Source organism: Pseudomonas sp. W22_MBD1_FP4 (genome assembly GCF_052113765.1).
Classification (GTDB): Bacteria; Pseudomonadota; Gammaproteobacteria; order Pseudomonadales; family Pseudomonadaceae; genus Aquipseudomonas; species Aquipseudomonas sivasensis.
In genome coordinates this window covers 304,237-329,752 of sequence record NZ_JBGQOI010000002.1, presented here as the reverse complement: position 1 = coordinate 329,752, position 25,516 = coordinate 304,237, and the positions used below count along the sequence as shown (strand labels likewise).

Genomic DNA, 25,516 nt, shown 5'->3' with positions numbered 1-25,516 from the left:
CAAGCCATCGAAAAATTAGCGGCTGTCCACGGCGGCGGCCAGGGCACGCCCGAAGATCTCGGCCACACGGTCGACTTCAGCGGCGGTGATCACCAGCGGCGGCAGGAAGCGAACCACGCTGCCATGGCGACCACCCAGTTCCAGGATCAGCCCGCGCTTGAGGCACTCGCGCTGTACCAGCGGCGCCAATTGGCGGTGCACCGGAGGGTGGCCCTGGGTATCGAGGGTGCCGTCCGGGTCGACCAGTTCCACACCGAGCATCAGCCCGCGACCGCGAATATCCCCCAACTGCGGGAAGTCGCGTTGCAGGATGCGCAGGTGTTCGCCGAGGCGCTCGCCCATAACTGTCGCGTGGCCGGGCAGGTCGTGTTCCTTGAGGTAGCGCATTACCGCCGAACCCGCCGCCATAGCCATTTGATTGCCACGGAACGTGCCGGCATGGGCGCCCGGCAGCCAGGTGTCGAGCCAGTCGCGGTACACCACCACCGCCAACGGCAAGCTACCGCCGATGGCCTTGGACATCACCACCACATCCGGAATGATGCCCGCGTGTTCGAAGGCGAACATCTTGCCGGTGCGGCCAAAACCGCTCTGGATTTCGTCGACAATCAACGCCACACCCGCCTGCTCGGTGATGCGTCGCAGGCCGCGCAGCCAGTCGAGGTCGGCCGGGATTACGCCGCCTTCACCCTGCACCACTTCAACAATCACCGCTGCCGGCAGCAACACGCCAGCTTCCGGGTCGTTAAGCAGGTTTTCCAGGTAGTGCAGGTTGACCCGCACACCTTGCGCACCGCCCAGACCAAACGGGCAGCGGTAATCGTAGGGATACGGCAGGAACTGCACGCCATTGCCAAGCAACGCCCCCAAGGGCTTCTTCGGCCCGAGGCTGCCCATCAGGCTCAAAGCGCCTTGGCTCATGCCGTGATAACCGCCCTGGAACGACAGCACGGTGCTGCGCCCTGTGGCAGTACGGACCAGTTTCAGCGCGGCTTCCACCGCATCAGTGCCAGTGGGCCCGCAAAACTGGATCTTGGCTTCCCGCGCCAACTCGGCCGGCAACAGACCGAACAAGTCCTGCACGAATTGATCCTTGACCGGCGTAGTCAGGTCGAGGGTGTGCAACGGCAGCTCATCACTCAGCACTTGCTGGATAGCGTCGATCACCACCGGGTGGTTATGCCCCAGCGCCAGGGTGCCGGCCCCGGCCAGGCAGTCGATGAACTGGCGGCCTTCCACGTCTTCCACGTAGATGCCCTTGGCACGTTTGAGCGCCAAAGGGATACGCCGCGGATAACTGCGCGCATTGGATTCCTGCTGGCGCTGACGGGCCAGCAGCGGTGTTTCGTCGAACTGGTAGAGCGTTTCCACAGGCGCCGGGCTGACATGCACTGGGGCGCTTTCGATACGGCTGGTAGCGACAGACATCTCTCTATCCCTCAATACGCTGATGATGGTGACCAAACTGCCAATCCGTTGGCGTCTGGCCCAAGGGCATGCGCACGGATTTCCTGTTCTGGAAACGCATCAGCGGCTGAGGGATTTAGGGCTGGTGATCGTTAACTGATGCCGTTGAACGGTGCTTTGCGTCAAAGTCCTCGGTATTTCTCATTCAAGGCATACAGGATCGCGCACGTCTCGGCATCCAATACGCCACGATAATCCCCCGGCCGAAAGTGCATCTGAAACGCCCGCGTGCGCAGCTCAAACGCCTGTCGATTCTGCGCCGGTTTATACCCATATCGCTGAAACGCACGCTCCACTTCCACTTCCGGCGGCAGCCCTACACAAAATCGGCGTTGATACATCGTCCGCGCCGCCTCATCGAACCAGGCACCTACACCGGCGTCGTACAAGCACCGCCAAGGCAGTCGAGGCCCTGGATCACTCTTGCGCCAATAGGCCACGTCCGAATGCCCGAGAATGTCGGTCGGGCCGATCTGCGGGTAGCGTCCGAGGATGTCGCGCACCAATGCACTCAACACTTCAATCTGTTCGTGCGAGTACTCAGGAAAGGTAAAGACACCCGCATCGTCCCGTGCCAGGTTGACGATCTCGATGCCAATGGAGCGGCTATTGAGGTTGTCCCACCCTGTCCATTGGCTCGCACCTGCATGCCACGCAGACTTGGTTTCATCCACCAGGCGAAACGCGCGCAGCTCGTCATACCCGGCAGCGCGGTAACCAGGCTCATCCGGGTCGGGCAAAAGATAGTGAGCGCTGACCCCCTCCTGCGTCAGCGTCTGCAAGGAGGATGTGAAGGGAGCTGCGGTGTAATGCAGGATCAACTGCCGCACGGTTTCACCGTTGCGTTCATTGAAGCCTTTGGCAGGAAAAGTGGTATCGATGACTAACATAAGAACTGTCCTTTTCAGTACAGGCCGAGTCCTTCGGCCCGTTCAAGTGCAAAAAAATTACCGCCATCCTGAAGCGCTGAACTTCAAGAGGGCGGTAACTATTTGGCAGATGAAAAAAGATCAGCGCCGCAACGGCATACCCAGCTCGACGCGCAGGCCATCCGCCTGGCTGTCGAACGTCAACGAGCAGGAACAGCGCTGCACAATCGCTTGCACGATTGCCAAGCCCAGGCCGCAGCCTTCGCTGTTGCCATTACGCCAGAAGCGTTGGGTCAAGTACTGCAGGTCTTCGCTGGAAATCTGCTTGCCGTGGTCACGCACGCGAAACACCACGTTGCCTGCCTGGGTGAACAGACTGAGTTCCACGCGAGTGTCCGCCGGGGTGTGGCGCAAGGCGTTGTCCAGCAGGTTGCGCAGGGCCGCAACCGCCAGGCCAACGGGCATTTCCACCGGAGCGCTGGAAAGGTTGTCCGGCAGGATCAGGTCGATGCGTGAGTTATCGCCAGCATTGGCATCCTGGATCGCCAGCCGTGCGACGTCTTCGGCGCTGGACTGCACACCATCGTCAAACGACAGGCTGCCTTCCACTCGCGCCAGCAACAGCAATTGTTCCAGGGTGCGATGCAGGCGATCGGCTCCCTCCTCGGCGTGGGCCAGGGACTGGTCGCGGGCCGCGCCTTCGGTCATGCGCGCCACTTGCAGGTGGGTCTTGATCGCCGTCAGCGGGCTGCGCAGTTCGTGGGCCGCATCGCCAGTGAGGCGACGTTCGCGCTCAATGGTCTTGGCGATACGCTGCAACAGTTGGTTCTGGGTGTCGAGCAGCGGTTTGAGTTCGCTGGGCAGCGGGTGGATCTGCAGGGGTTCGAGAGAGTCCGCACTGCGCCGCATCAGCGCATCGCGCATACGGTTGAGCGGCAGCAGGCTCTGGCCGATGCCCAACCACAGCAGGCACAGGCAACCGAGCATGGCCACGCCCACTGGCACCGATGCCGCCAGCAGGATCGACATATTCAACGCCTCGCGCTCCACCTGGCGGTCGGCGGTGGTGATCAGCAGATCGCCACGGGACAGGGTAAAGCTGCGCCATCCCACGCCGTCGATCTCTTGGTCGCGAAAACCGCTGCGTTGGGACTCCAGGCCCTGATCCGGCGTGGTGTGGCTGCGCGCGAGGATTTCCCCGCGCAAGGAGCTGACCTGGCAGGCCATGCCGCCCGGCACATGCAGTTGCTCGGCACTGAAATGCGCGCCGCCGCTGACACTGGCCAGGCCCGGCATCTGCTCGGTCAGCCCCGCCACCATGCGCGCCGACGCTACCAGGCGCTGGTCGAGAGAGAACATCATCTGGTTGCGCAGGTCGTTGAGCATCCAGGCCGCTGCCAGGGCCCAGATCAACACGAATGCGGCGCCGAGCTTGAACGTCAGGCGCAGGCGCAGGCTCTTCACGAAACGTTCTCTCCATCATCCGCCGGGCCCAGGCGATAGCCCAGACCACGCACGGTCTCGACAATGCCGTTGCCCAATTTGCGCCGCAGGTGGTGGATATGCACGTTGAGTGCGTTGCTTTCCAGCTCATCGTTAAAGCCATAGACGCTGTCCTTAAGCTGCTCGCTGGACAGCACACGACCCTTGTTGTGCAGCAGGGCCTGCAACAGCGCCTGCTCACGCCGGGACAAATCCACCGGCTGGCCACCCAACAGCGTTTCACGGCTGCTGGGGTCATAGGTCAACCGGCCGTGTTCGATCAAGTTGACGCTGCGCCCTGCCATCCGGCGCAGCAGGGTTTGCAGGCGGGCGGCTAATTCGCGCAAGTCGAAGGGTTTGAGCAGGTAGTCATCGGCGCCGGCTTGCAGGCCGTCGACGCGGTTGGTCACCGAGTCCCGCGCGGTGAGGATCAGCACCGGAATCTCCAGGCCCTGGCTGCGCAGTTGCTGCAACAGCTTGAGGCCGTCTTCGTCGGGCAGGCCGAGGTCGAGCACCATGATGTCGAAAGTCGCCGCTTTGAGCATCGCCCGAGCAGCCGCAGCCGTAGCCACGCGCTCGACGGTAAAACCCTGGGCGGTGAGGCCGGCCACGATGCCGCTGGCGATCAGTTCGTCGTCTTCACAGACCAGTACGTGCATGGTGAACCCTTCATAAAAGATGGGGTGATTAAAGGTGCAGCGGATTAAGCGCAGATTATGCCGTGAAAAGAGGCAAGCTCAGATAATCCCTACACTTTAGAATAGCGCCGGTTAATCATCGGTTAATCAACGCCACACATTGTGTGCCTCACTTGTATCGGACTAAGGCTTGACCATGCGGCATCTTTTTACCTTTCTGCTGGTGTTGTTCGCCGGGTTGGCCCAAGCCGCGCCGGGCAACCCGTTTGAGACCAAACCCGATTTCCTCCCGGTGGGCAAAGCTTTCACCTTTACCTCCGAACGTCTTGAAAGTGGCGAGACCCAGCTGTATTGGCAGATTGCCGACGGTTATTACCTGTACAAGCAGCGCATGAAGTTCGAGGGCCTGACCGCACAGCCGGCACTGCCGCAAGGTGAAGCCCATAGCGATGAGTTCTTCGGCGAGCAGGAAGTGTACCGCCAGGGCCTGGAAGTGAAGCTCCCTGCTGGCGCCACCGGCCAGATCAAGCTGGGCTGGCAGGGCTGCGCCGATGCTGGCCTGTGCTACCCACCGCAGTCGATCACCGTGGACCTGGGTGGCAATCCTGCCGTAGCGGCCACCGCTCAAGCCCAGGACCAGAGCCTGGCCAGCGGCCTGCAACAGCGCAGCCTGGGTTGGAGCCTGCCGGTGTTCTTCGGCCTGGGCCTGCTGTTGGCGTTTGCACCGTGTTCGTTGCCGATGCTGCCGATCCTCGCCGGTCTGGTGGTGGGCAGCGGCGCCAGCCCTCGCCGTGGTTTTGCCTTGGCCAGCAGCTACGTAGTGTGCATGGCGCTGGTGTATGCCGCGCTCGGCGTACTGGCTGCGTTGCTCGGCGCCAACCTCGCCGCCCTGCTGCAAACGCCGTGGATATTGGGCAGTTTCGCCGCTCTGTTTGTGCTGCTCGCCCTGCCGATGTTCGGCTTCTTTGAACTGCAACTGCCCGCCTTCCTGCGCGACCGACTGGACAACGTCAGCCGCCAGCAAAGCGGTGGCAGCCTGATCGGTGCCGGTGTGCTTGGCGCGCTGTCCGGCCTGCTGGTCGGCCCGTGCATGACCGCGCCCCTGGCTGGCGCCCTGCTGTATATCGCCCAAAGCGGCAACGCGCTGCACGGTGGCTTGATCCTGTTCGCCATGGGCATCGGCATCGGCATTCCGTTGTTGCTGCTGGTGACCGTCGGCAACCGCTTCCTGCCCAAGCCGGGCACTTGGATGAACGTGCTCAAGGGCATCTTCGGCTTCCTGTTCCTGGGCACCGCCGTGCTAATGATTCGCCCGGTAGTTGGCGAAAGCCTGTGGGTCGGCCTGTGGGGTGCATTGGCCCTAGTGATGGCCTACTGTGGTTGGACCCTCGCCCGCGAGTACGGCCTGGCGGCCAAGGTATTCGGCGCCGGCTCCCTGGTGCTGGGCCTGTGGGGCGCGGTGCTGGTGGTGGGTGCGGCCGGTGGCAGCGACGACCTGTGGCAACCGCTGAAGGTGTACAGCGGCGCGAAGGTCGCCGGGGCGCCCTCCGCCCATGACGCCTTCATGACCATCAGTGACCCCGCCGTGCTGCAAAACCAACTCGACAGCGCCAAGGCCCAGGGCCAATGGGTGCTGGTGGATTACTACGCCGACTGGTGCGTGTCGTGCAAGATCATGGAAAAACAGGTGTTCGGCAAACCCGCAGTTCTCGACGCACTGAAAGACGTGCGCCTGCTGCGCCTGGACGTCACCGCCGACAATGCCGCCAGCCGCGAACTGCTGGGCCGCTACAAGGTGCCGGGGCCACCGAGCTTTGTCTGGATCGGCCCCGACGGTGAAGAACGCCGCGCACAACGCATCACCGGCGAAGTGAATGCCGATGCCTTCCTGCAACGCTGGACGCAAACCCGGGACGCCCTCTGATGCTGACCCTGACCATCGGCACCTTCGCCATCGCGCTGAATCACATCCTGCTGATCAGCGCGTTGATTCTCGCCACCCTGGTGGGCTGGCGCGTGGCCAAGCGTGGTGGTGAAAACCCGGAGTCAGTGCTGTTCAGCCTGTTTCTGCTGGGCATGCTCGCGGCCCGCGTCAGCTTTGTGCTGATGTACTGGAGTTACTACAGCAGCGACTGGCTGCAGATGGTCGACCTGCGCGACGGCGGCTTTCTCGCCTGGCCCGGCATCATCGCCCTGCTCATCGGCGCGGTGCTCTACGGCTGGCGGCGACCGGCGCTGCGTAAGCCGTTGAGCGCCGGGGTCATCACCGGTCTGCTGTTCTGGGGCATGACCAGCCTGTCCTTGAGCGTGTATGAAAAAGGCACACGCCTGCCGGACATCACCTTGCGCAACGCCAATGGCGAAGTGGTGCAACTGGCGGACTACCAGGGCGGACCGCTGGTCATCAACCTGTGGGCCACCTGGTGCCCGCCATGCCGCCGCGAAATGCCGGTGCTGGAAAGCGCCCAGCGCATGCGCCCTGACGTGACCTTCCTGTTCGTCAACCAAGCCGAAAGCATGCAAAGCGTCAGCACCTACCTGGCCACTCAAGGCCTGAACCTGGACAACGTGCTGTTTGACGCCAGCGGTCGCCTCGGCCAGGCCGTGGGCTCCATGGCCCTGCCGACCACCTTGTTCTACCAAGCTGATGGACGCCTCATCAACAGCCACTTGGGCGAGTTGTCCCAGGCCAGCCTGGCCCGTGCCATGGAACCCTTCGACACCGCCCCTGCTGCCACAAGGAAACCGACATGCGAAGCCTCCGCCACCTGTTGAGCCTCTTACCACTGACGCTGGCAGCCAACCTGGCCCACGCCGATGACTGGCCGGCACCGATCAAACAGATCGAAGCCAAGGGCGCCAAGATCATCGGCAAGTTCGACGCCCCCAGCGGCCTCACCGGCTATGCCGCGCAATACCAGAATCGAGGCATGGCGCTGTACCTGACCGCCGACGGCAAACACGTGATCGCCGGCAACCTGTACGACGCCCAGGGCGATGACCTGAGCACCGCGCCGCTGGAAAAACTGGTGTACGCGCCGATGGCCAAGGAAGTCTGGGCCAAGATGGAAAAAAGCAGCTGGATCCAGGACGGCGACAAAAACGCACCGCGTATCGTCTACCTCTTCAGCGACCCCAACTGCCCGTATTGCAACATGTTCTGGGAACAGGCCCGGCCGTGGGTCAAAGCCGGCAAGGTGCAGTTGCGCCACATCATGGTCGGCATCATCCGCGAAGACAGCGCCGCCAAATCGGCCGCCCTGTTCGCCGCCAAAGACCCGCAAAAAGCCCTGGAAGAACACGAAGCCGCCGGCAAGAGCAGCAAATTGCAGGCACTGCCGAAAATCCCGGCCGATATCGAAGCCAAGCTCGATGCCAATATGAAGTTGATGGATGAACTGGAACTGTCTGCCACCCCGGCGATTTTCTACCTGGATGACAAGGGTGGGCTGCAGCAACAGCAGGGTGCGCCGTCGCCGGATAAGTTGGTGAAGATCATGGGGCCGAAGTAAGCGGCGCCTGGTTTGACGCCATCGGGGGGCAAGTCGAATCGTCGCACCGTCCCTCCCACAGTGGTTTGGGTTCACACATTTCTATTGGTGAATACATTCAAGTGTGGGAGGGGGCTTGCCCCCGATAGCAGTGGGTCAGCCAAAGATGCATCAACTGACACTCCCTCATCGGGGGCAAGCCCCCTCCCACATTTTTAACCCAGTACACCAGACCCAACTCCGGTCGGCTCCAGAGCCTTCGTTCGGGCACACCGAGCCTAAGCGAGGTGCCAAGTGTTGGGGCACAGACCACTGAAAGTTGTGTAGATACCGATGAGGCCCTCAAACCCAGCGAAGATTAAAGCCCCTCCAACTCCGCCATCAAATCACTCAACCGATCCACCTTCTCCGCGCTGATCTCATTGGCCGCTAATCCCTCGATGTACTCGGCCAATTGCGACACCGTGCTGCACTCGAACATCGCCCGCAGTGGCACATCGCGCTGCAAGGTCTTCTGCACCCGTGAGGCAATCTGCGTGGCCAGCAACGAGTGCCCGCCCAGTTCGAAGAAGTTGTCTTCTACGCCCACGCGCTCGACCTTGAGCACCTCGGCCCAGATCGCGGCCAAGGTGGTTTCCAGTTCGTTGCGCGGTGCCAGGTAATCCTGGCTGTGCAACTGGCCGATTTCCAGTTCCGGCAGGGCCTTGCGGTCGAGTTTGCCGTTGGCGTTGAGCGGCAGGCGGTCGAGCCATAGCCAGTGCAGCGGGACCATGTATTCCGGCAGCTCGGCGCGCAGGCGTTGCTTGATGCGGTCCAGGCGCTCGCTTGGGTTGAGGGTTTCATCAGCGGCCACCAGATAACCCACCAGATGCTTGCCGTTGACGCCTTCCTGCACGCCCACCGCTGCATCGCGCACTTGCGGTTGCTCGTGCAGGCGCGCTTCGATTTCACCCAGTTCGATGCGGTAGCCGCGAATCTTCACTTGATGGTCGATACGCCCGACGTACTCCAACACACCATCGCTGCGCCGACGCGCCAGGTCGCCGGTGCGATACAGGCGCTCACCCGGTGCGCCGAACGGGTTCGGCACAAACACTTGAGCGGTGCGCAACGGATCGCTGACATAACCACGCCCCACCCCCGTGCCGGCTACACATAACTCGCCGACAGCCCCTTGGGGCACCAACTCCAGCGCGCCATCCAGCAGGTACAGGCGGTTGTTGTCAGTCGGCGTGCCAATCGGCAGATAGGTGCCACGGGTCGAGGCCAAATCAACGCGGAAGAACGCCACGTCATCCGAGCATTCCGCAGGGCCATAAGCGTTCACCAAACCGATCTGCGGGTAACGCAGCAACCATTGGTGCGCCAGTTCCGGCGGCATCGCCTCACCGGTGGGCAGCATCCAGCGCAGGCCGTCGAGGCTGATGCGGTCCTGGGCCAGCATGCCCTGGATCAGCGACGGTACGCTCTCCAGCACGGTAATGCCTTGTGCCTCAACGTGGGCCAGCAAACCTTGGGGATCGTGGGCGATGGTGTTCGGCACGATGTCCACCCGCGCGCCGAACAGCGGCGCGGCGAGGAATTGCCATACGGAAATGTCGAAACTTTGCGACGCGGTTTGCGCGATCACGTCCGCCGCGCTCAGGTCCAAGTACGGCAGTTTGCTCAGTTGGTTATTGAGCATGCCGCGCTGCTCGACCATCACGCCTTTGGGCAAGCCCGTGGAGCCCGAGGTGTAGATCACATAGGCGAGGTTGTCCGGGCCACTGTAGATGCCCGGGTTCTCACCACGAGCCGGCACTTCTTCCCACACCAGCAACTGGCAGTCAAAACCGTCGAGCAACTCAATGGCCTGCTCGCGGCACGCCTCGGTGCACACCAGCAACGGCGTACGGCTCATGTCGATGATGCGGCTCAAGCGCTGGCTTGGCAGGCCCGGGTCCAGCGGCAGGTAACCCGCACCGGCCTTGAAGCTGCCGATGATCATGCCCAGCAGGTCGAGGTTACGCTCGGCCAGCAAGGCCACCGGTTGATCCAGGCCGACACCCGCCGCGATCAATGCATGGCCCAAGCCGTTGCTGCGGCGGTTGAGTTCGTCATAGGTCCACTGCTGTTCCAGGTAACTGGCGGCGATCCGCTGCGGATGCTCGCTCACTTGCGCTTCGAACAGCTCGATATAGCTACGGTCCAGCGGATAGGCGTGTGCGCTCTGGTTGCAGCCTTCAACCAGGAATTCACGCTCCTGTTCGCCAATCAACGGCAGGTCGGCCATGTCGCCATGGAACCCCTGCACCAGCGCCAACAGCAGGCGCTTGAACTCGCCGAGCATGTTTTGCACGGTGGTTTCGTCGAAGTAACGCTGGTCGTAAGACAGGTGCAAGCCCAGGTCATCGCCGGGGTAACACACGGCGGTCAGCGGGAAGTTAGTGTGGGTGCGGCCGGAATCCGAGGTGGCATTCAAGCTTTGTGCACGGTCCAGCACCGAGGTTTCCACCGGGGCGTTTTCGAACACGAACAGGCTGTCGAACAGCGGTTGGCCTTTAGGTAATTCGCTGTGTTCCTGGATGGTCACCAATGGCAGGTATTCGTACTCGCGCAATTGCATGTTGCTGTCGAGCAAGCCGCTCAACCACTGACGCACGCTGCAACGTTGACCGTCTTCCGGCAGCTTTACCCGCAGCGCGATGCTGTTGATAAACAGGCCGACGGTGCGTTGCATCTCCGGCATTTCCACCGGACGCCCGGCCACGGTGACGCCGAACAGCACGTCGCGATCGCCGCTCAAGCGGCGCAGCACCAGGGCCCATGCCGCCTGGGCAAAGGTGTTGACGGTGAGTTGGTGGGCCTGTGCCAGTTCACGCAGTTGCGCGCCATCGCGGGCATCAAGACGGGTGTAGCAGTCGCCCACCACCATGCCGCCGCTGTGGCCCGCATGTTCGCGCAGGAAAGGGCGGTCGCTCGGGATCGGCGTGGTGCGCTCAAAGCCTTGCAGGTTCTGTTGCCACCACTGGCGCGCTTCATTCAGGTTCTGACGTTGCAGCCAGGCGATGTAGTCGCGATAACGCGGCGCCGTGGCCAACTGCGCGTCGTGGCCTTCGCCCAGGGCCATGTAGATCTCGAAAAAGTCATTCATCAGCAGCGAACGGCACCACGCATCGATAAGGATGTGGTGGTTGCTCATCATGAACCAGTAGCGTGCTTCGCCTACGCGGATCAGGCGCAGGTGGAACGGCGCCTGGTTGAGCAGATCGAAGCCGGCTTCACGCTCGGCCTTGAGCAGCGCTTGCAGACGCGGCTCTTGCTCAGCCTCGGGATCGTTGTTCCAGTCCAGGTATTCAATCGGCGTGCTGCCGGGTTTGTGGATCACTTGCAGCATGTCTTCGCCAACGTTCCAGCAGAACGAGGCACGCAAGGCTTCATGACGGGCGATCACCGCTTGCCAGGCCTGGGCGAAACGCTCAGGGTCCAGGGCACTGTTGATGCGGTAGCGGTCCTGCATGTAGTACAGACCGGTGCCCGGCTCCAGCAAAGTGTGAAGCAACAGGCCCTCTTGCATCGGAGTCAGCGGGTACACGTCTTCGATGGCGCTGGCCGGGACCGGCAAGCTGTCGAGTTGCGGCTGGGTCAATTTCGCCAGGGGGAAGTCGGACGGTGTGAGACCACCGGCATCATCCTTGAGGCAATGGGCGATCAAGCTGTACAGCTCGGCGACGTAGGCCTCGGCCAACTCGCGGATGGTGTCTGCATCGTGGCGCTCACGGCTGAAGGTCCAGCGCAGCACCAGCTCACCGCCATACACCTGGCTGTCGACGCTCAGGGCGTTGGGCAGCGGCGCATCCGGGTCATGGGCCAGGCCCGCCGACTCATCCAGCGGGTGGAACAGCGCCTCGCTGCCGAAGCTCTGGTCGAACTGGCCGAGGTAGTTGAAGGTGATGTCGGCGGTTGGCAGCGCGGCCATGGCCTGCTTGCACAGGTCGTCCGCCAGGTAGCGCAGCACGCCATAGCCCAACCCTTTGTGGGGTACCGCCCGCAGTTGCTCCTTGATCGCCTTGATCGAGGCGCCCTGCCCGGCCGCTTCTTCGATTTGCACGGGCGTCAGGCGCAATGGATAGGCACTGGTGAACCAGCCGACACTGCGGGTCAGGTCGATCTCATCGAACAGGGTTTCGCGGCCATGGCCTTCCAGTTGGATCAGCGCCGAGTCATGCCCGCTCCAGCGGCACAACACGCGGGCCAAGGCGGTCAGCAACAGGTCATTGACCTGGGTGCGGTATGCGCTTGGGGCTTGTTGCAGCAACTGACGGGTGTGTTCGGCATCCAGGCGCACGCTGACCGTGTCGGCATCGCGATTGCGCAACGTGCCCTGTGCACGGTCCACCGGCAACGCCACCGTCGGGCCCGCCAAGTGGTCCTGCCACACGCTCAATTCTTCACGCAGGGATTCGCTGCTGGCATAAGCCTGCAAGCGCGCGGCCCAGTCACGCAAGGCGCTGGTCTTGGCCGGCAGGCTGACGGACTCGCCCTCGCTCAGTTGGCGATACACATTCTGCAGGTCTTCGAGCAACACACGCCACGACACGCCGTCCACCACCAGGTGATGAATCGCGATCAGCAGGCGTTGCTGGCCTTCGGGGCCATCCACCAGCAAGGCGCGCAGCAGCGGGCCGTGTTCAAGGTCGAGGCTGCGTTGGGTGTCGGTGAACAACGCGGTGCACTGGGCCATATCGCGCACTTGCGCCTGCATCAGCACGCCGCCCTGGGGCACGGTCAAATGTTCGGCATGCCATTGCGCATTGCGCCGCGTGAAGCTCAGGCGCAAGGCGTCGTGGTGCTCCAGCACCGCCAGCAGCGCTTGCTCCAGGCGATGGGGTTCGAGCAATTGCAGCGGCTTGAGGACCAACGCCTGGTTCCAGTGCTGACGCGCCGGGATCTCGGTGTCAAAGAACCAATGCTGGATCGGCGTGAGGCCCGAGCTGCCAGTGAGTACGCCCTGCTCCGCCGTGACCTGCTCGGAGCGCGTGGCCACAGCGGCCAGGGTTTGCACCGTCTGGTGCTGGAACAGGTCGCGGGGGCTGAAATGAATTCCTGCCTGCCGCGCACGGCTGACCACCTGGATCGACAGGATGGAGTCGCCGCCCAGTTCAAAGAAATTATCGTCCAGGCCGACTTGCTGCACGTTCAACACCGCGCACCAGATCGCAGCCAAGGTGCTTTCCAGTTCGTTGCGGGGGGCTACGTACTGTTGGCGATTGGCCTCGGGGTCCGGTTGCGGCAAGGCACGGCGGTCGAGCTTGCCGTTGGCGGTCAACGGCATGCTGTCGAGCACGATCAGGTGCGCGGGCACCATGTAGTCCGGCAGTTGTGCCTTGAGATGCGCCTTCAGCGCCTCGCGCAATGGGCCGTGCTCTGCGTCGCTGACCAGGTACGCCACGAGCTGTTTGCCGCTCGGCGAATCCAGCGCCAGCACCACCGCCTCGCGCACAGCTTCGTGCTCCAGCAGGCGGGTTTCGATCTCGCCCAGCTCGATGCGGAAACCACGGATTTTCACTTGATGGTCGATACGCCCCAGGTACTCCACCAGACCATCGGCGCGTTGGCGCACCAGGTCGCCGGTGCGATACAGGCGGCCACCATTGGCGGCAAAGGGATCGGCGACAAAACGCTCCGCCGTCATGCCCGGACGCTCGTGGTAACCCTGGGCCAGGCCCGCGCCGCCGACATACAACTCGCCGGTCGCGCCTTGGGGCACCAAGGCCAGGTCGGCGTCGAGAATGTAGGCCACGCGGTCGCCGATAATGCTACCGATCGGCACGCTGCCGGCGCCCTCTTCCGAGTGCTCCGGCGCCAGGCTGGCCAACGGCATCACCACGGTTTCAGTCGGACCATAGGCGTTGAAGAACACCTCTGGCTGGAAGGCTGCGCGAATGCGCTGCAGGTGTTCGCCGGTCAGGGCTTCACCGCCGGTGATGCACATGCGCACGGGCAGGGTCTGGTGTTGAGTCGCCAGCCACTGCGCCAACTGGCTGCCATAGCTTGGGGTGAAGCCGAGGATATTGATGCGATGGGTGCGGATCAGCCCACAGATTTCCTCCGCATCCCATTGGCCTTGGGCCCGCAAAACCACCTGCGCGCCACTGAGCAACGGCACCAGCAAACGCTCGGTGGCGGCGTCGAAGTTGATCGAATAGAAATGCAGCTCGCAGTCGTCCGGGCGCATGCCGAAACGCGCGATCACAGCCTGGCAATGCATGGCGATTTCGCCGTGGGACACCACCACGCCTTTCGGTTTGCCGGTGGAGCCGGAGGTGTAGATCAGGTACGCCTGGTGTTGCGGCAGGCTGATAAATGGCAGCTCATCGGCCGGGTAATTCACCAGCACTGGCGAGTCGTCTTCCAGGCACCAGCACGCCACCGAGGCCGGCAGTTCACCCAGGGCTTCGAACATCGCCGCGTCGCTGAGCAACAGGCCGATGCCGCTGTCTTCGATCATGTAGTGCAGGCGGTCCAGCGGGTATTCCGGGTCCAGCGGCACATAGGCGCCGCCGGCCTTAAGGATCGCCAGCAGGCCAATGACCATTTCCAGGGAGCGTGGCAGTGCCAAGCCGACCCGCACCTGCGGGCCAACGCCGCGTTCGCGCAGCATCCAGGCCAGGCGATTGGCGCGTGCATTGAGTTCCGCGTAAGTGAGGGTTACGCCGGCAAAGGTCAGCGCCGGAGCCTCTGCACGCGTTCGCGCCTGCTGGCTGAACAGCTGATGAATGCACCCGTCGAGACGATGCAAACCGGCCTCAACGCCCAGGCTGTCCTGCAATGCGCGTTGTTCGGTGGCGGTCAGCAGCGGCAGTTCGCTGAGGCGTTGATCGGGGTCTGCAATCAACGCTTCCAGCAGGTTGCGCCAATGTTCAGCCATGCGCGCAATGCGCGGTTCGTCGAACAGATCAGTGCTGTAAGTCAGGCAGCAACCCAGGCGATGGTCGAGGTCGGTCACTTCCAGGTTGAGGTCGAACTTGGTCGCGCGAGCATCGTTGGCCAGGTATTCGACGGTCATGCCGGCCAGTTGACGGCTCTGCTGGAATTCCCAGCGCTGCACGTTGCACATCACCTGGAACAACGGGTTGTACGCGGCGCTGCGCGGAGGTTGCAGGGCTTCCACCAGATGGTCGAACGGCAGGTCCTGGTGGGATTGGCCCTCGATCACGGTGTGGCGTATTTGCTCGAACAACTCGCCGACATTCATCTGACCATTGAGCTGGCAACGCAGCACCTGGGTATTGAGGAATGCGCCGATCAGCCCTTCGCTTTCCGGGCGAATACGGTTGGCCACGGGGGCGCCGATGCGCAGGTCGGTCTGGCCGCTGTAGCGGTAGAGCAACACGGCCAGGGTCGCGGTCATGGTCATGAACAGCGTGAGGCCGCGTTCGACATTGAAGGCACGCACGCGGGCAGCCAACGCGTCGCTCAGATCGAAGCGGTACAGCTCGCCCTGGTGGCTTTGTACCGGTGGTCGTGGGCGGTCGCCGGGCAGTTCCAGCAAGGGGTGTTCGGTGCCCAGTTGCGCGGTCCAGTAATCCAACTGGCGTTGACGCTCGCCGGACTCCAGCCACTGACGCTGCCACACGCTGTAGTCGAGGTATTGCACCGGCAACGGCGACAGTGGCGACAGACGCTCGTCGATAAAGGCTTCGTACAGCGCGCTGAGTTCACGGGCAAAGATGTCCATGGCCCAGCCTTCAGTGACGATGTGGTGCAGGGTCAGCACCAAGTAGTGTTCCTGCTCGCCGGCCTTGACCAGGCACGCGCGCAGCAACGGGCCGGTTTCCAGGTTGAACGGCGTGTGGGCCTCGTGATCGGCCAACTGCTGCAAGCGCTGCTCGCGCTCGGTTTCATTCAGCGCCGAAATATCCTGCCAGTCCATGCGCACGCCGGTCTGCGGCGAGACCTTTTGATAGGCCACGCCGTCGACACTGGGGAACGTGGTGCGCAGGGTTTCGTGGCGCATGATCAAGGCCTGCAACGCCGCCTCGAAACGCCCCACATCCAACACTCCCCGCAGGCGCGCCATGCCACCGACGTTGTAGGCCGGGCTGTCCGGCTCCATCTGCCAGAGGAACCACATGCGCTGCTGGGAATAGGACAGCGGCACCGGTTGGCTGCGGTCAACTTTGGCAATCGCGGTTTGCTGGTTGCGCTGGCCCGAGGCCTGGATCAGGCCGACTTGCTCGGCAAACGTGCCCAGTTCACTGGCTTCAAACAAGGTACGCAGCGGCAGCTCAACGTCACAGGCCTGGCGGGTGCGGGAGATGATTTGCGTGGCCAGCAATGAGTGGCCGCCGAGGGCGAAGAAGTCATCGCGCAGGCCGATTTGCGGCAGGCCGAGCACTTCGCGCCAGATTGCGGCGATCTGCTGTTGCAACGGGGTTTCGGGTTCAATGTGTTCGCGGGTTAGCCACACTGGCTCCGGCAATGCGCGGCGGTCCAGCTTGCCGCTGGGGCTCAGGGGCATGGCGTCCAGGCGCATCAGTTGCGCAGGCACCATGTACTCGGGCAACTCGGCTGCCAGGGCGGCTTTCACGTCCTGTTCGTCCAGCGCTCTGCTTGCGGTGTAGTAGCCGATCAGTGTGGCATTGCGCACCAGCACAACGGCCTGGGCGATACCGTCCAGCGCCAGCACGCGCGCTTCGATTTCTTCAGGCTCCACGCGGAAGCCGCGCAGCTTGACCTGCTGATCGAGACGCCCCAGGTATTCGAGCACGCCGTCAGCATTCCAGCGCACACGGTCGCCAGTGCGATACAGGCGCGCGCCCGCCTCGCCCAGCGGGTCGGCGATAAACCGTTCGGCGGTCAAACCGGCACGCCCCAGATACCCCCGCGCCAGGCCGATGCCACCGATGCACAGTTCGCCCGGCACACCGGCTGGCAACAGGTTGAGGTGATCGTCCAATACGCGGCAGATCACATTGCCCAGCGGTCGGCCAATCGGCGAGCGCTCGCCATCTTCAGCGGTGCAGTGCCAGTGGGTGACGTTGATCGCGGTCTCGGTCGGGCCATAGCGGTTGTGCAACTGCACCGCCGGCAACTGAGCCAAGACGCGGTTGCGCAGTTCGGCTGGTAACGCCTCACCGCCGGAGAACAGGCGACGCAGGCTGGTGCATTCGGGTACCAGCGGCTCGTCGATGAACAGCTGCAACAGCGGCGGCACAAAGTGCAGGGTGGTCACGCCATGTTCCTGCACCAACTGCGCGATGCGGTGCGGGTCGCGATGTTCGCCAGGGCCGGCCAGCACCAGGCGGCAGCCGGTGATTAACGGCCAGAAGCATTCCCACACAGACACGTCGAAACTGATCGGTGCCTTTTGCATCAGCACGTCGGTGTCGTTCAGTTGGTAAGTGGCCTGCATCCACTGCAAGCGCTCGGCCAGGGCCCCATGGGTATTGCCCACGCCTTTGGGCTGGCCGGTGGAACCGGAGGTGTAGATCACGTAGGCGAGGTTGTCGCCGTGCAGGTGCAGGCCCGGCGCCTGGGTCGGCCAGCTTTCCAGATGCAGGCTGTCCATGGCGATGACACACACGCCGTCAGCGCTCGGCAGTTTTTCCAACACAGCGGTCTGGGTCAGCAGCAGTTGCACGCCACTGTCCTTGAGCATGTAGGCCAGGCGCTCAGCGGGGTAATCCGGGTCCAGCGGCACGTAGGCGCCACCGGCCTTGATGATCGCCAGCAGGCCGATCAGCAGTTGCGGCGAACGCTCGGCGGCGATAGCCACGCACACGTCCGGGCCCACGCCTTTGTCGCGCAGGTAATGGGCCAGGCGGTTGGCTTGGGCATGCAGTTGGGCGAAGGTCAGGCTGCCGTCCTGCCAGACCAACGCGGTGTTGTCCGAAGTCTGCTGATTGAGCAGCTCGGGCAACCATTGCTGGGCGGGCGCACACGGCGCTTGGCTCCACGGTTGCTGTTCGTCCGCTTGCAGCAAACGCAGGTCGCCGAGGGCTTGCTGGGGTTGCTCGCAGATGGCGTGCAGCAGGTTGATGAAGTGCTCGGCGAGGCGCTGGATGGTTGTGCCTTCAAACACTTCATCGGCGTAGTCGAACGCCAGGCTCAGGCGGCCGTTGCGGTCTTCTTCGGTATGCAGTTGCAGGTCGAACTTGGCTTCGCGGCTGTGCCACGGCAGCTCATCGGCGAGCATGCCCGGCAGGCGGCGCAAGGCGCTGAGGTCGCGTTGCTGGTGGTTGAACATGACCTGGAACAAGCCCTGCTCGCGGGCCTGAGGGAAGGCTTCCAGCAGTTGCTCGAAGGGCAGGTCCTGATGGGCTTGGGCACCCAGTGCGGTCTCGCGGGTGGCGGCCAATAGCTGGTTGAACGGCAGGCGCCCGTCCAGTTCGGCGCGCAGCACCAGGGTGTTGATGAAAAAGCCGATCAGGCCTTGGGTTTCCTGGCGCGGGCGGTTGGCATTGGGCACGCCGATGCGGATATCGCGCTGGCCGCTGTAGCGATAGAGCAAGGTCTGGAACGCCGCTAGCAACAGCATGAATGGCGTGGACTCATTGGCCTGGGCGGTCTGGAGAATCGCTTCGCTGAGGCCGACGCTCAGGCGCACGCTATGGCGCGAAGCACTGCAGATGTGCTGCGCGGAGCGCGGATGGTCAGTGGCCAGGCTCAGGGTCGGGTGCTCGTCCCCCAGTTGGTTTTTCCAGTACGCCAGTTGGCGCTGACCTTCACCTTCGGCCAGCCATTGACGTTGCCAACTGCCGTAGTCGGCGTATTGCAGGGCCAGGGCCGGCAGTTCCAGGGATTGTCCCTGGGAGGCCGCGGCGTAGAGGCGCGAGAACTCGTCGATAAGGATGTTGAGCGACCAACCATCGGCAATGATGTGATGCAGCGTCACCAGCAGTTGATGGTCTTCGTCGTCCAGGCGCACCAGTGTCACCCACAGCAGCGGGCCTTTTTCCAGATCAAATTGAGTGCGTGCTTCGTCTTCGCGGATCTGCTGCGCGCGGGTTTCGCGCTCGGCAGCGGGCAGGTCGCTGAGGTCGATGACTTGCAGGTCGAACGCCACGTTGGCGTCAACACGCTGGAAGGCCTGGCCGTTGCGCTCGTAGAAGCGAGTGCGCAGGGCTTCGTGGCGCTGGATCAGGTGCTGGAAACTCAGGCGCACTGCGTCTTCGTCCAGCTCGCCACGCAGGCGCAAGCCGCCGGGAATGGTGTAGGCGCTGCTCTGAGGGTCCAGTTGCCAGGTGATCCACAGCCGATTCTGGGCCAGGGACTGAGGCAGTTCGTCCTGGCGTGACAAGGCATGAATTGCACCTTGGGCTACGCCGCCGTCCTGCTGCAATTGCGCAACATTGGCGGCAAACGTCGACAGGGTCGGCGCCTCGAACAGCATGCGCAGGTTCAGCTCCAGGCCGAGGGTTTCTCGCAGACGTGCGACCACTTGGGTAGCGGTGATGGAGTTACCGCCGAGCAGGAAGAAGTGATCGTCGGCAGCAACGGTCGCGACCTGCAACTGTTCGCACCAGATCGCCGCGATCTGCTGTTGCAGTTCGGATTCCAGCGCAGCATCGCCCGCCAGCCCTTGCAGATCGGGGAACTGCGCATAGCTGTCGAGGCTGCCGTCGGCATGACGCAGCGCGCAGGCCGCACGCTGCACCTTGCCACTGGAGGTCTTGGGCAATGCGCCGGGGTTGAGCAACACCACCACACTCGGCGCTTCTTGGTAGGCTTCGGCCACGGCTTGGCGGATGGCTTTGATCAACGCCTCGGGCGGCAGGATTTTCTGCACGCTGCGGCTGATTTCAGCGGCGATGCCGATGCCTTCCAGGCCCTGGTCATTCACCGCAAACGCCGCAACCCGGCCTTTGCGCACCACTTCCACTTCGCGCTCGATAGTCTGCTCGATGTCTTGCGGGTAGAGGTTATGACCGCGCACGATCAACAGGTCTTTCAGGCGGCCGGTGATGTACACCTCACCAAAGCGAATAAAGCCCAGGTCGCCGGTGCGCAGCCAGGTCCGCCCGGCATGCTGGACGAAGGTCTTGGCTGTGGCTTCGGGGTTGCGCCAGTAGCCGTGGGCGATGCTCGGACCGGTGGCCCAGAGTTCGCCGACGCGGTTGTCGGGCAGCTCACTCAAGGTGTGGGGATCGACGATCAGCACCGCGTGTTCCGGCTGGCTGGTGCCGCAACTCATGATCGCACTGCCCTGCCCCGGTTCGGCGCGGTTGGCGGCCAGCGCCGTCTCGTCGACGCGCAGCGCCGGGATGCCATGACCCCGGGTGCCGCCAGCGACAAACAGCGTGGCCTCGGCGAGGCCGTAGGACGCAAAGAAATTGTCTGAGCTGAAACCACAGGCGGCGAATTTCTCGGCGAAGCGGTCCAGGGTGTCGAGCCGGATCGGCTCGGAGCCGGAATAGGCCACGCGCCACGTGCTCAGGTCCAGGCGTTCCAGGGCGGACTCACTGACCCGCTCGCTGCACAGCCGGTAGGCGAAATCCGGGCCGCCGCTGATGGTGCCGCCGTATTGGCTGATCGCTTCCAGCCAGCGCAATGGCCGGCCAAGGAAGTACGCAGGCGACATCAGCACGCACGGCACACCACTGAAGATCGGTTGCAGCAGGCCGCCGATCAGACCCATGTCGTGGTACAGCGGTAGCCAGCTGACAATCACGTCGTCGGGGTTGAGGTCGATGCCAAAGCCACGGCGGATCAGCACTTCGTTGGCCACCAGATTGCCGTGGCTGACTTGCACGCCTTTGGGCAGCGCTGTGGAGCCGGAGGTGTATTGCAGGAACGCGATGTCGTCGGGCTGTAGGTCGGGGGCGATCCAGGCATCAGCCACTGGCGCATCGAGGGTATCGACACTCAACACCGGCGGCGCATTTTCGATCTGCGCCAGGCCATCGGCAAGACTGGCAATGGTCAGCAGCAGGCGCGGTTCGGCGTCGCTGATGATCGACAGCAAACGCTCTTGGTGATGACGGCGGGTGGACTCAGGCGGGTAGGCCGGCACTGCGATCACCCCGGCGTAAAGGCAGCCAAAAAACGCCGCGACGTAATCCGGACCGCTGGGGAACAACAGCACTGCGCGGTCGCCCAGCGCGGCATTGGCCTGCAGGGCGCTGGCAATGGTGCGGGCGCGTTGGTCGAGGTCGCGATAACTGAGCACAACGCTGTGCTCGGCGGACTCGGCGAGGAAGCGCAGAGCCACCTGGTCCGGGGTCTGCGCGGCGCGACGTTGAAGGGACTGGACCAGGGTGCGGGGAAGTTCGAAGGCGTCCATCATGGGGTTCCTGCCTGAAATCGGCTTACGGGAAATTCGGAAATTGAGTAGCTATCAGCCGGCGACCAGCTGCCGCGCCGCGCCATTGCGCCAGCGGGCCAGGTGTTCGTCGGCGTAGCGCCGCAGGCAGCGCAATACGGTGCTTTCGTGCTGCATGAGGAAGAAGTGGTGGCCGTCGAACATATCGAGGGAAAAGCCGCTGGCGGCATCGAGTTGCCAGTCGAGCAATTGGTCGGCGCGTACGCTGTCCTGCTTGCCACCGAATACATGGATCGGCATGCCCAGCGGCTCACGCTCGCCGTAGGTGAAGCTGCCGCACAGCAGGAAGTCAGCGCGTAGGATCGGCAGCATCAGTTGCATCAATTCGGGGTTGGCCAGGGCCGCTTCGGCGGTGCCCTGCAGTTCGCGCAGACGGGCGATCAGTTGCTCATCAGTCTTTTCGATGGCGTATTCGCTGACATCGCGACGCGCCGGGCCGGCAGTGCCGGAAGCGAACAACGCCAGCGGCGCAGGGACGTTGCGTGCGTTTAACGCATGGGCCAATTCAAAGGCGAGCAGGCCGCCGAGGCTGTGGCCGAACAACGCGTAGGGGCCGCACAAGTCGTGGCAGATTTCGTCCGCCAGTTGCGCAGCCAAGGCCTTGATATCGCGCTGCAAGGGCTCGTCCATGCGCATGCCACGACCGGGTAATTCCAGCGGGCATACCTGCAGCCACTCGGGCAACACCCGGCGCCAACGTGCATAGACCATGGCGCTGGCGCCTGAATAGGGCAGGCAGAACAGGCGCAGTCGGGTCGGCGCGCTCATCGCTCGAAGACCCCAAACTGAAACACGCTGTATGCACGATAAAAACCCATCTCGTCCTCCTGCGGGTGCTGATCCTTGGCCGCCTGACTAACGGACCTTTCACCCAGAAGAACGGACGGCACCGGCAAATAATTAGTCGCCGGGCATGAGCGAGACGTGGTTCACGCCGAACAAGAAAGCATAAGATTAGTTCGTCTTCTCATTTGACAATCATTATCATTCAGCCTAATTTGTTGCCCGATGTGTAGGAGGCCTCAGCAAGGACGCCCTCCCCCAACCTATTTTTCAAGGTGATTTCCATGACGGAACAAGTATCCACAGGCAGGTGCGACTCACCACTTCTCCAGGCATTCGTCGACAACCGACTGATTCTGGTGAAGATCGCAGCACGAATTACCGGCTGCCGCTCCCGCGCCGAAGACGTCGTGCAGGATGCCTACTTCCGCCTGCAATCGGCGCCGACGATCACATCCTCGTTCAAGGCCCAATTGAGTTACCTGTTCCAGATCGTCCGTAACCTGGCCATCGATCACTACCGTAAGCAGGCCCTGGAGCTCAAATACTCCGGGACGGAAGAGGAAGGCTTGAATGTGGTTATTCACGGCGCTTCACCGGAAACCTCCCACATCAATTTCAACACCCTGGAAAACATCGCCGACGCCCTGACTGAGCTGCCCCAGCGCACCCGTTACGCGTTCGAGATGTACCGTCTGCACGGCGTGCCGCAAAAGGACATCGCCAAGGAGTTGGGGGTGTCACCAACGCTTGTGAACTTCATGATTCGCGATGCGCTGGTGCACTGCCGCAAGGTGTCGGGCAGCCATAGCGATACGTTTGCACGACGCGTCTGATCGACACGGATCTGCCCATAATGGGGGCGAGCACGCCCGCCCCCACCGCTCACACCAGCCCGCACCGCTCAAAAAACCGCTCCCGCCCCAGAATCATCAGCGCCGCGCGCTTGTGCGGGAAATCGAACTCCTTTTCACAGTGGAAACACTGGTTGTGCATATGGCCGATCATCTTCGCGTTATCGGCGCGCGGTTCTGCCACCACACGTTGGGTGCGAGGGTCATCCAGGAACAGGTAGTGCACCAGCGCCGATAGCCAACTGGCGACCTTGTGCGGACCGCGATGATGTTCCTCCCCCACCAGCATGTGGATGCCACGGTCGTAGTCAGCGGCATCGTAGAACGGTGCGATACGGTCTTCCTTGGCCCAGTAGGCTTCGAAATAGGCAAAGGGTTCGTCATCAAAACAGCCGATCAGCGTGAGGGTGTGCGGATCGGCGGCGAGCTTATCCAGGTATTCCCGGTGCTGCTCCAGGCTGCCGGTTTCCTGCCAGAAACTCGCCACGCGCGTGCTGTTCTGCCAGCGATTGAAGCGCGCCAAATCCACATCGACCTCAACGGTGCGCAGGGAAATCCAGGCCCCGAGGCGTGCGTCATAACGCCGGTAAACCTCACCCCGAGGCTTCGGCGCACGGACGGGGTGGCGCTTGCCGGCACTGATGATCATCTGTTGCGGGTAGCTGCCACTGGGCGAGAGTCCCAACCACGGCTGGGGCAATTGCCAGAACAGGGTGCGTTCACATCGGTACTGCCCGGCGATCTCGCTAGCCACCAGCAAACCACTGCGCAAGGCGTCTTCGGGCGCATGCTCAAGGTGCCAGGTCAGACGTTGCCGAGTCGGCTCCTTGGTAAACAACCAGTAGCAGGCAGCCCACAAGGCGCGGGGGGAAGGCACCTCGGCGGGGGTCTGCAAATGCACCTGCAGGTCCTCGCCACGCTCCAGGCGCAAACGCGCCAGCGGCTGGCCTTCCAGGGTCAGGCTCAGGTGGCTTTCGGTTTCATCAGCATTCAAGGCAGGCCCGGCCGGTAACGGCAGGACCGACAGGTCATTCAGATTGGACATGGGAGGGGCTCACGGTAACCGTCGACAGATAAAGAAGTGACGTGAGCCGGGAGAGGAAATTTAGCCGATCAAGGTACCGGCATCACGTCGATGCGGTACGGCTCGAAAATCTTCAGCATCTCGCCGTCATCGCGCAGACGCTTGAGCAACGCGGAAAAAGCCTGGCCCGTGATCGGCGCCTTCGGCCGCAGCAAGGCGTAATGGTGATAGACCTGATCGATACGCTCAGATACCAGGAACTGCGCGGCCATATCCGCATTGCGCACCATGAAGTCACTCAGGTACGAACGGGTCACCAAGGCAATATCCGCACGCCCGCGCGCAACCATCAGCAGGTTGCTGTCGTGGGAATAGGTCAAGGTGGCGTTGAAGTGCTCGGCCATGTTCTTGGGGTCGGGGTTGAAGCTGGCGAAGGCGTAGTGATAACCGCTGAACACCGCCAGGCGTTTGCCCGCAAGGTCGGCGAAATAGTCCTGGGCGCGACCCGGTTCACGCTGAGCGACGAAAATCTCCGCGTCCTCCAGCCCCATGTCGACGCTGGTGTGGGGAATTTTCTGCCAGCCCCACGCGGGGTTTTCGAAGATGGCCATGTCGATCCGGCCCTGCTCGAAATCGCGGAAACGTCGAGGAATGGAAGTCGGCACCAGCACAAATTGGTAGTCGGTTTGCGAGGCGTTCAGGGCCTCGACCAGTTGCGGCAGCAATCCCGTGTCGGCGCCCTGCTCCGGGCGCACCGTATAAGGAGGGAAATGCGCCGCGCCGATGCGCACCAATTGCGCAGCCGACGCCGGCATCCACCACGCGGTGCCCAGTGCCCAAAAGGTAAGTCCTGCAGCCAGCCGCCATGGCGAAAACATCAAGGCACACACCGTTCAAAACTCTGATGGCGATAAGCTAGGCGTTTTTGTCTGGCGAGACAACTTTCCGCCAGCAAATTAATAGCTTGCGCCTCAGTCGGCTTTCAGAACCATCAACAAGGCTTCTTCGGCCAACTGCTCCAGCGTCATGCTGCCCTCGGCGCGAAACCAGGTGGTCGTCCAGGACAATGCGCCTGTGAGGAAGCGGCGCGCGATAAACACATCGCCCTTGATGTAGCCAGCAGCCTTGGCCTCGCCCAGCACTTGCAGCCAGAGGTCTTCGTACACGTCGCGCAGCGCCAGGACCTGGGCCTGGCCGTCCGCCGACAGTGAGCGCCATTCATACACCAGCACCGCCATGGCTTCGCCGCTGCCGCCCATGATCGACTGCAACTCGCAGCGAATCAGCGCCAGCACACGTTCGCGCACGTTTGTCGCCTCCTCCAGCGAAGCCCGCATCAGCGCCGTGTTGTAGTGGATGGTTTCCTCCATCACCGCCCGCAGGATGTCGTCCTTGCTCTTGAAGTGATGAAAGATGCTGCCGGACTGAATGCCCACCGCACTGGCCAGGTCACGCACGGTGGTGCGCTCGAAACCCTTGTTGCGAAACAGGTGGGCCGCGGTTTGCAGCAACTTGCCCCGGGCGCTGTCGGGATCGGTCAATTGGCCGCCATCGACCATGGTGCGCATCACCCGCAGGGCTTTGTGCTCATCCATGCTGCTC

Annotated in this window: 13 protein-coding genes; 4 read left to right on the top strand and 9 right to left on the bottom strand. The window is 62.8% G+C overall.

Annotated features, from left to right (window positions below; genetic code table 11):
* Positions 1-15 precede the first annotated feature (15 nt).
* The 4 genes from ACEN2T_RS04290 to ACEN2T_RS04275 all read right to left on the bottom strand — a co-directional run bounded on the left by ACEN2T_RS04290 (position 16) and on the right by ACEN2T_RS04275 (position 4,477).
* Positions 16-1,428 carry an aspartate aminotransferase family protein gene (locus ACEN2T_RS04290; protein ID WP_442116358.1) on the bottom strand — a complete coding sequence of 471 codons (1,413 nt, stop codon included), beginning with the start codon at positions 1,426-1,428 and terminating at the stop codon, positions 16-18.
* 161 nt (positions 1,429-1,589) lie between these two features.
* Entirely contained in the window at positions 1,590-2,357 is a 768-nt protein-coding gene (locus tag ACEN2T_RS04285) for an N-acetylmuramoyl-L-alanine amidase (protein ID WP_442116357.1), read from the bottom strand.
* A 120-nt stretch (positions 2,358-2,477) separates the two neighbouring features.
* A complete protein-coding gene (locus ACEN2T_RS04280) occupies positions 2,478-3,800 on the bottom strand; it encodes an ATP-binding protein (protein ID WP_122764598.1) in 1,323 nt (440 codons plus the stop codon).
* Positions 3,797-4,477: a response regulator gene (locus ACEN2T_RS04275; protein WP_032887975.1), complete on the bottom strand. Its 681-nt coding sequence runs from the start codon at positions 4,475-4,477 to the stop codon at positions 3,797-3,799. The genes ACEN2T_RS04280 and ACEN2T_RS04275 overlap by 4 nt, the downstream gene beginning before the upstream one ends.
* A 175-nt stretch (positions 4,478-4,652) precedes the next feature.
* Here ACEN2T_RS04275 and dsbD point away from each other — a divergent pair, with 175 nt between their 5' ends.
* The 3 genes from dsbD to dsbG are packed head-to-tail and all read left to right on the top strand — an operon-like array spanning position 4,653 to position 7,968.
* Entirely contained in the window at positions 4,653-6,380 is a 1,728-nt protein-coding gene (dsbD, locus tag ACEN2T_RS04270) for a protein-disulfide reductase DsbD (RefSeq protein WP_442116356.1), read from the top strand.
* On the top strand, positions 6,380-7,231 hold the full coding sequence (locus tag ACEN2T_RS04265; protein WP_095185451.1) for a TlpA disulfide reductase family protein: 852 nt from the start codon (positions 6,380-6,382) through the stop codon (positions 7,229-7,231). Before dsbD ends, ACEN2T_RS04265 begins: the two co-directional genes overlap by 1 nt.
* Entirely contained in the window at positions 7,207-7,968 is a 762-nt protein-coding gene (gene dsbG, locus ACEN2T_RS04260) for a thiol:disulfide interchange protein DsbG (RefSeq protein WP_122754413.1), read from the top strand. The genes ACEN2T_RS04265 and dsbG overlap by 25 nt, the downstream gene beginning before the upstream one ends.
* A 337-nt stretch (positions 7,969-8,305) precedes the next feature.
* Here the strand turns inward: dsbG and ACEN2T_RS04255 are convergent, their stop codons facing one another.
* Positions 8,306-21,217 (bottom strand): non-ribosomal peptide synthetase, encoded by a 12,912-nt coding sequence (locus ACEN2T_RS04255; protein WP_442116355.1) that lies wholly within the window; start codon positions 21,215-21,217, stop codon positions 8,306-8,308.
* A 51-nt stretch (positions 21,218-21,268) separates the two neighbouring features.
* Positions 21,269-22,021 carry a thioesterase II family protein gene (locus ACEN2T_RS04250; RefSeq protein WP_442116354.1) on the bottom strand — a complete coding sequence of 251 codons (753 nt, stop codon included), beginning with the start codon at positions 22,019-22,021 and terminating at the stop codon, positions 21,269-21,271.
* 299 nt (positions 22,022-22,320) lie between these two features.
* Between ACEN2T_RS04250 and ACEN2T_RS04245 the strand changes: the two genes are divergently transcribed.
* A complete protein-coding gene (locus ACEN2T_RS04245; RefSeq protein WP_005789991.1) occupies positions 22,321-22,872 on the top strand; it encodes an RNA polymerase factor sigma-70 in 552 nt (183 codons plus the stop codon).
* A 49-nt stretch (positions 22,873-22,921) separates the two neighbouring features.
* Here the strand turns inward: ACEN2T_RS04245 and ACEN2T_RS04240 are convergent, their stop codons facing one another.
* The 3 genes from ACEN2T_RS04240 to ACEN2T_RS04230 all read right to left on the bottom strand — a co-directional run bounded on the left by ACEN2T_RS04240 (position 22,922) and on the right by ACEN2T_RS04230 (position 25,509).
* On the bottom strand, positions 22,922-23,935 hold the full coding sequence (locus tag ACEN2T_RS04240) for a GNAT family N-acetyltransferase (protein WP_099603032.1): 1,014 nt from the start codon (positions 23,933-23,935) through the stop codon (positions 22,922-22,924).
* Between the two features lie 68 nt (positions 23,936-24,003).
* Complete coding sequence (locus ACEN2T_RS04235; protein WP_099603031.1) at positions 24,004-24,792, bottom strand: substrate-binding periplasmic protein; 789 nt, start codon at positions 24,790-24,792, stop codon at positions 24,004-24,006.
* A gap of 93 nt (positions 24,793-24,885) precedes the next feature.
* The gene (locus ACEN2T_RS04230; RefSeq protein WP_122756982.1) at positions 24,886-25,509 is read right to left on the bottom strand and encodes a TetR/AcrR family transcriptional regulator; all 624 of its coding nucleotides are present in this window, start codon (positions 25,507-25,509) and stop codon (positions 24,886-24,888) included.
* Positions 25,510-25,516 lie beyond the last annotated feature (7 nt).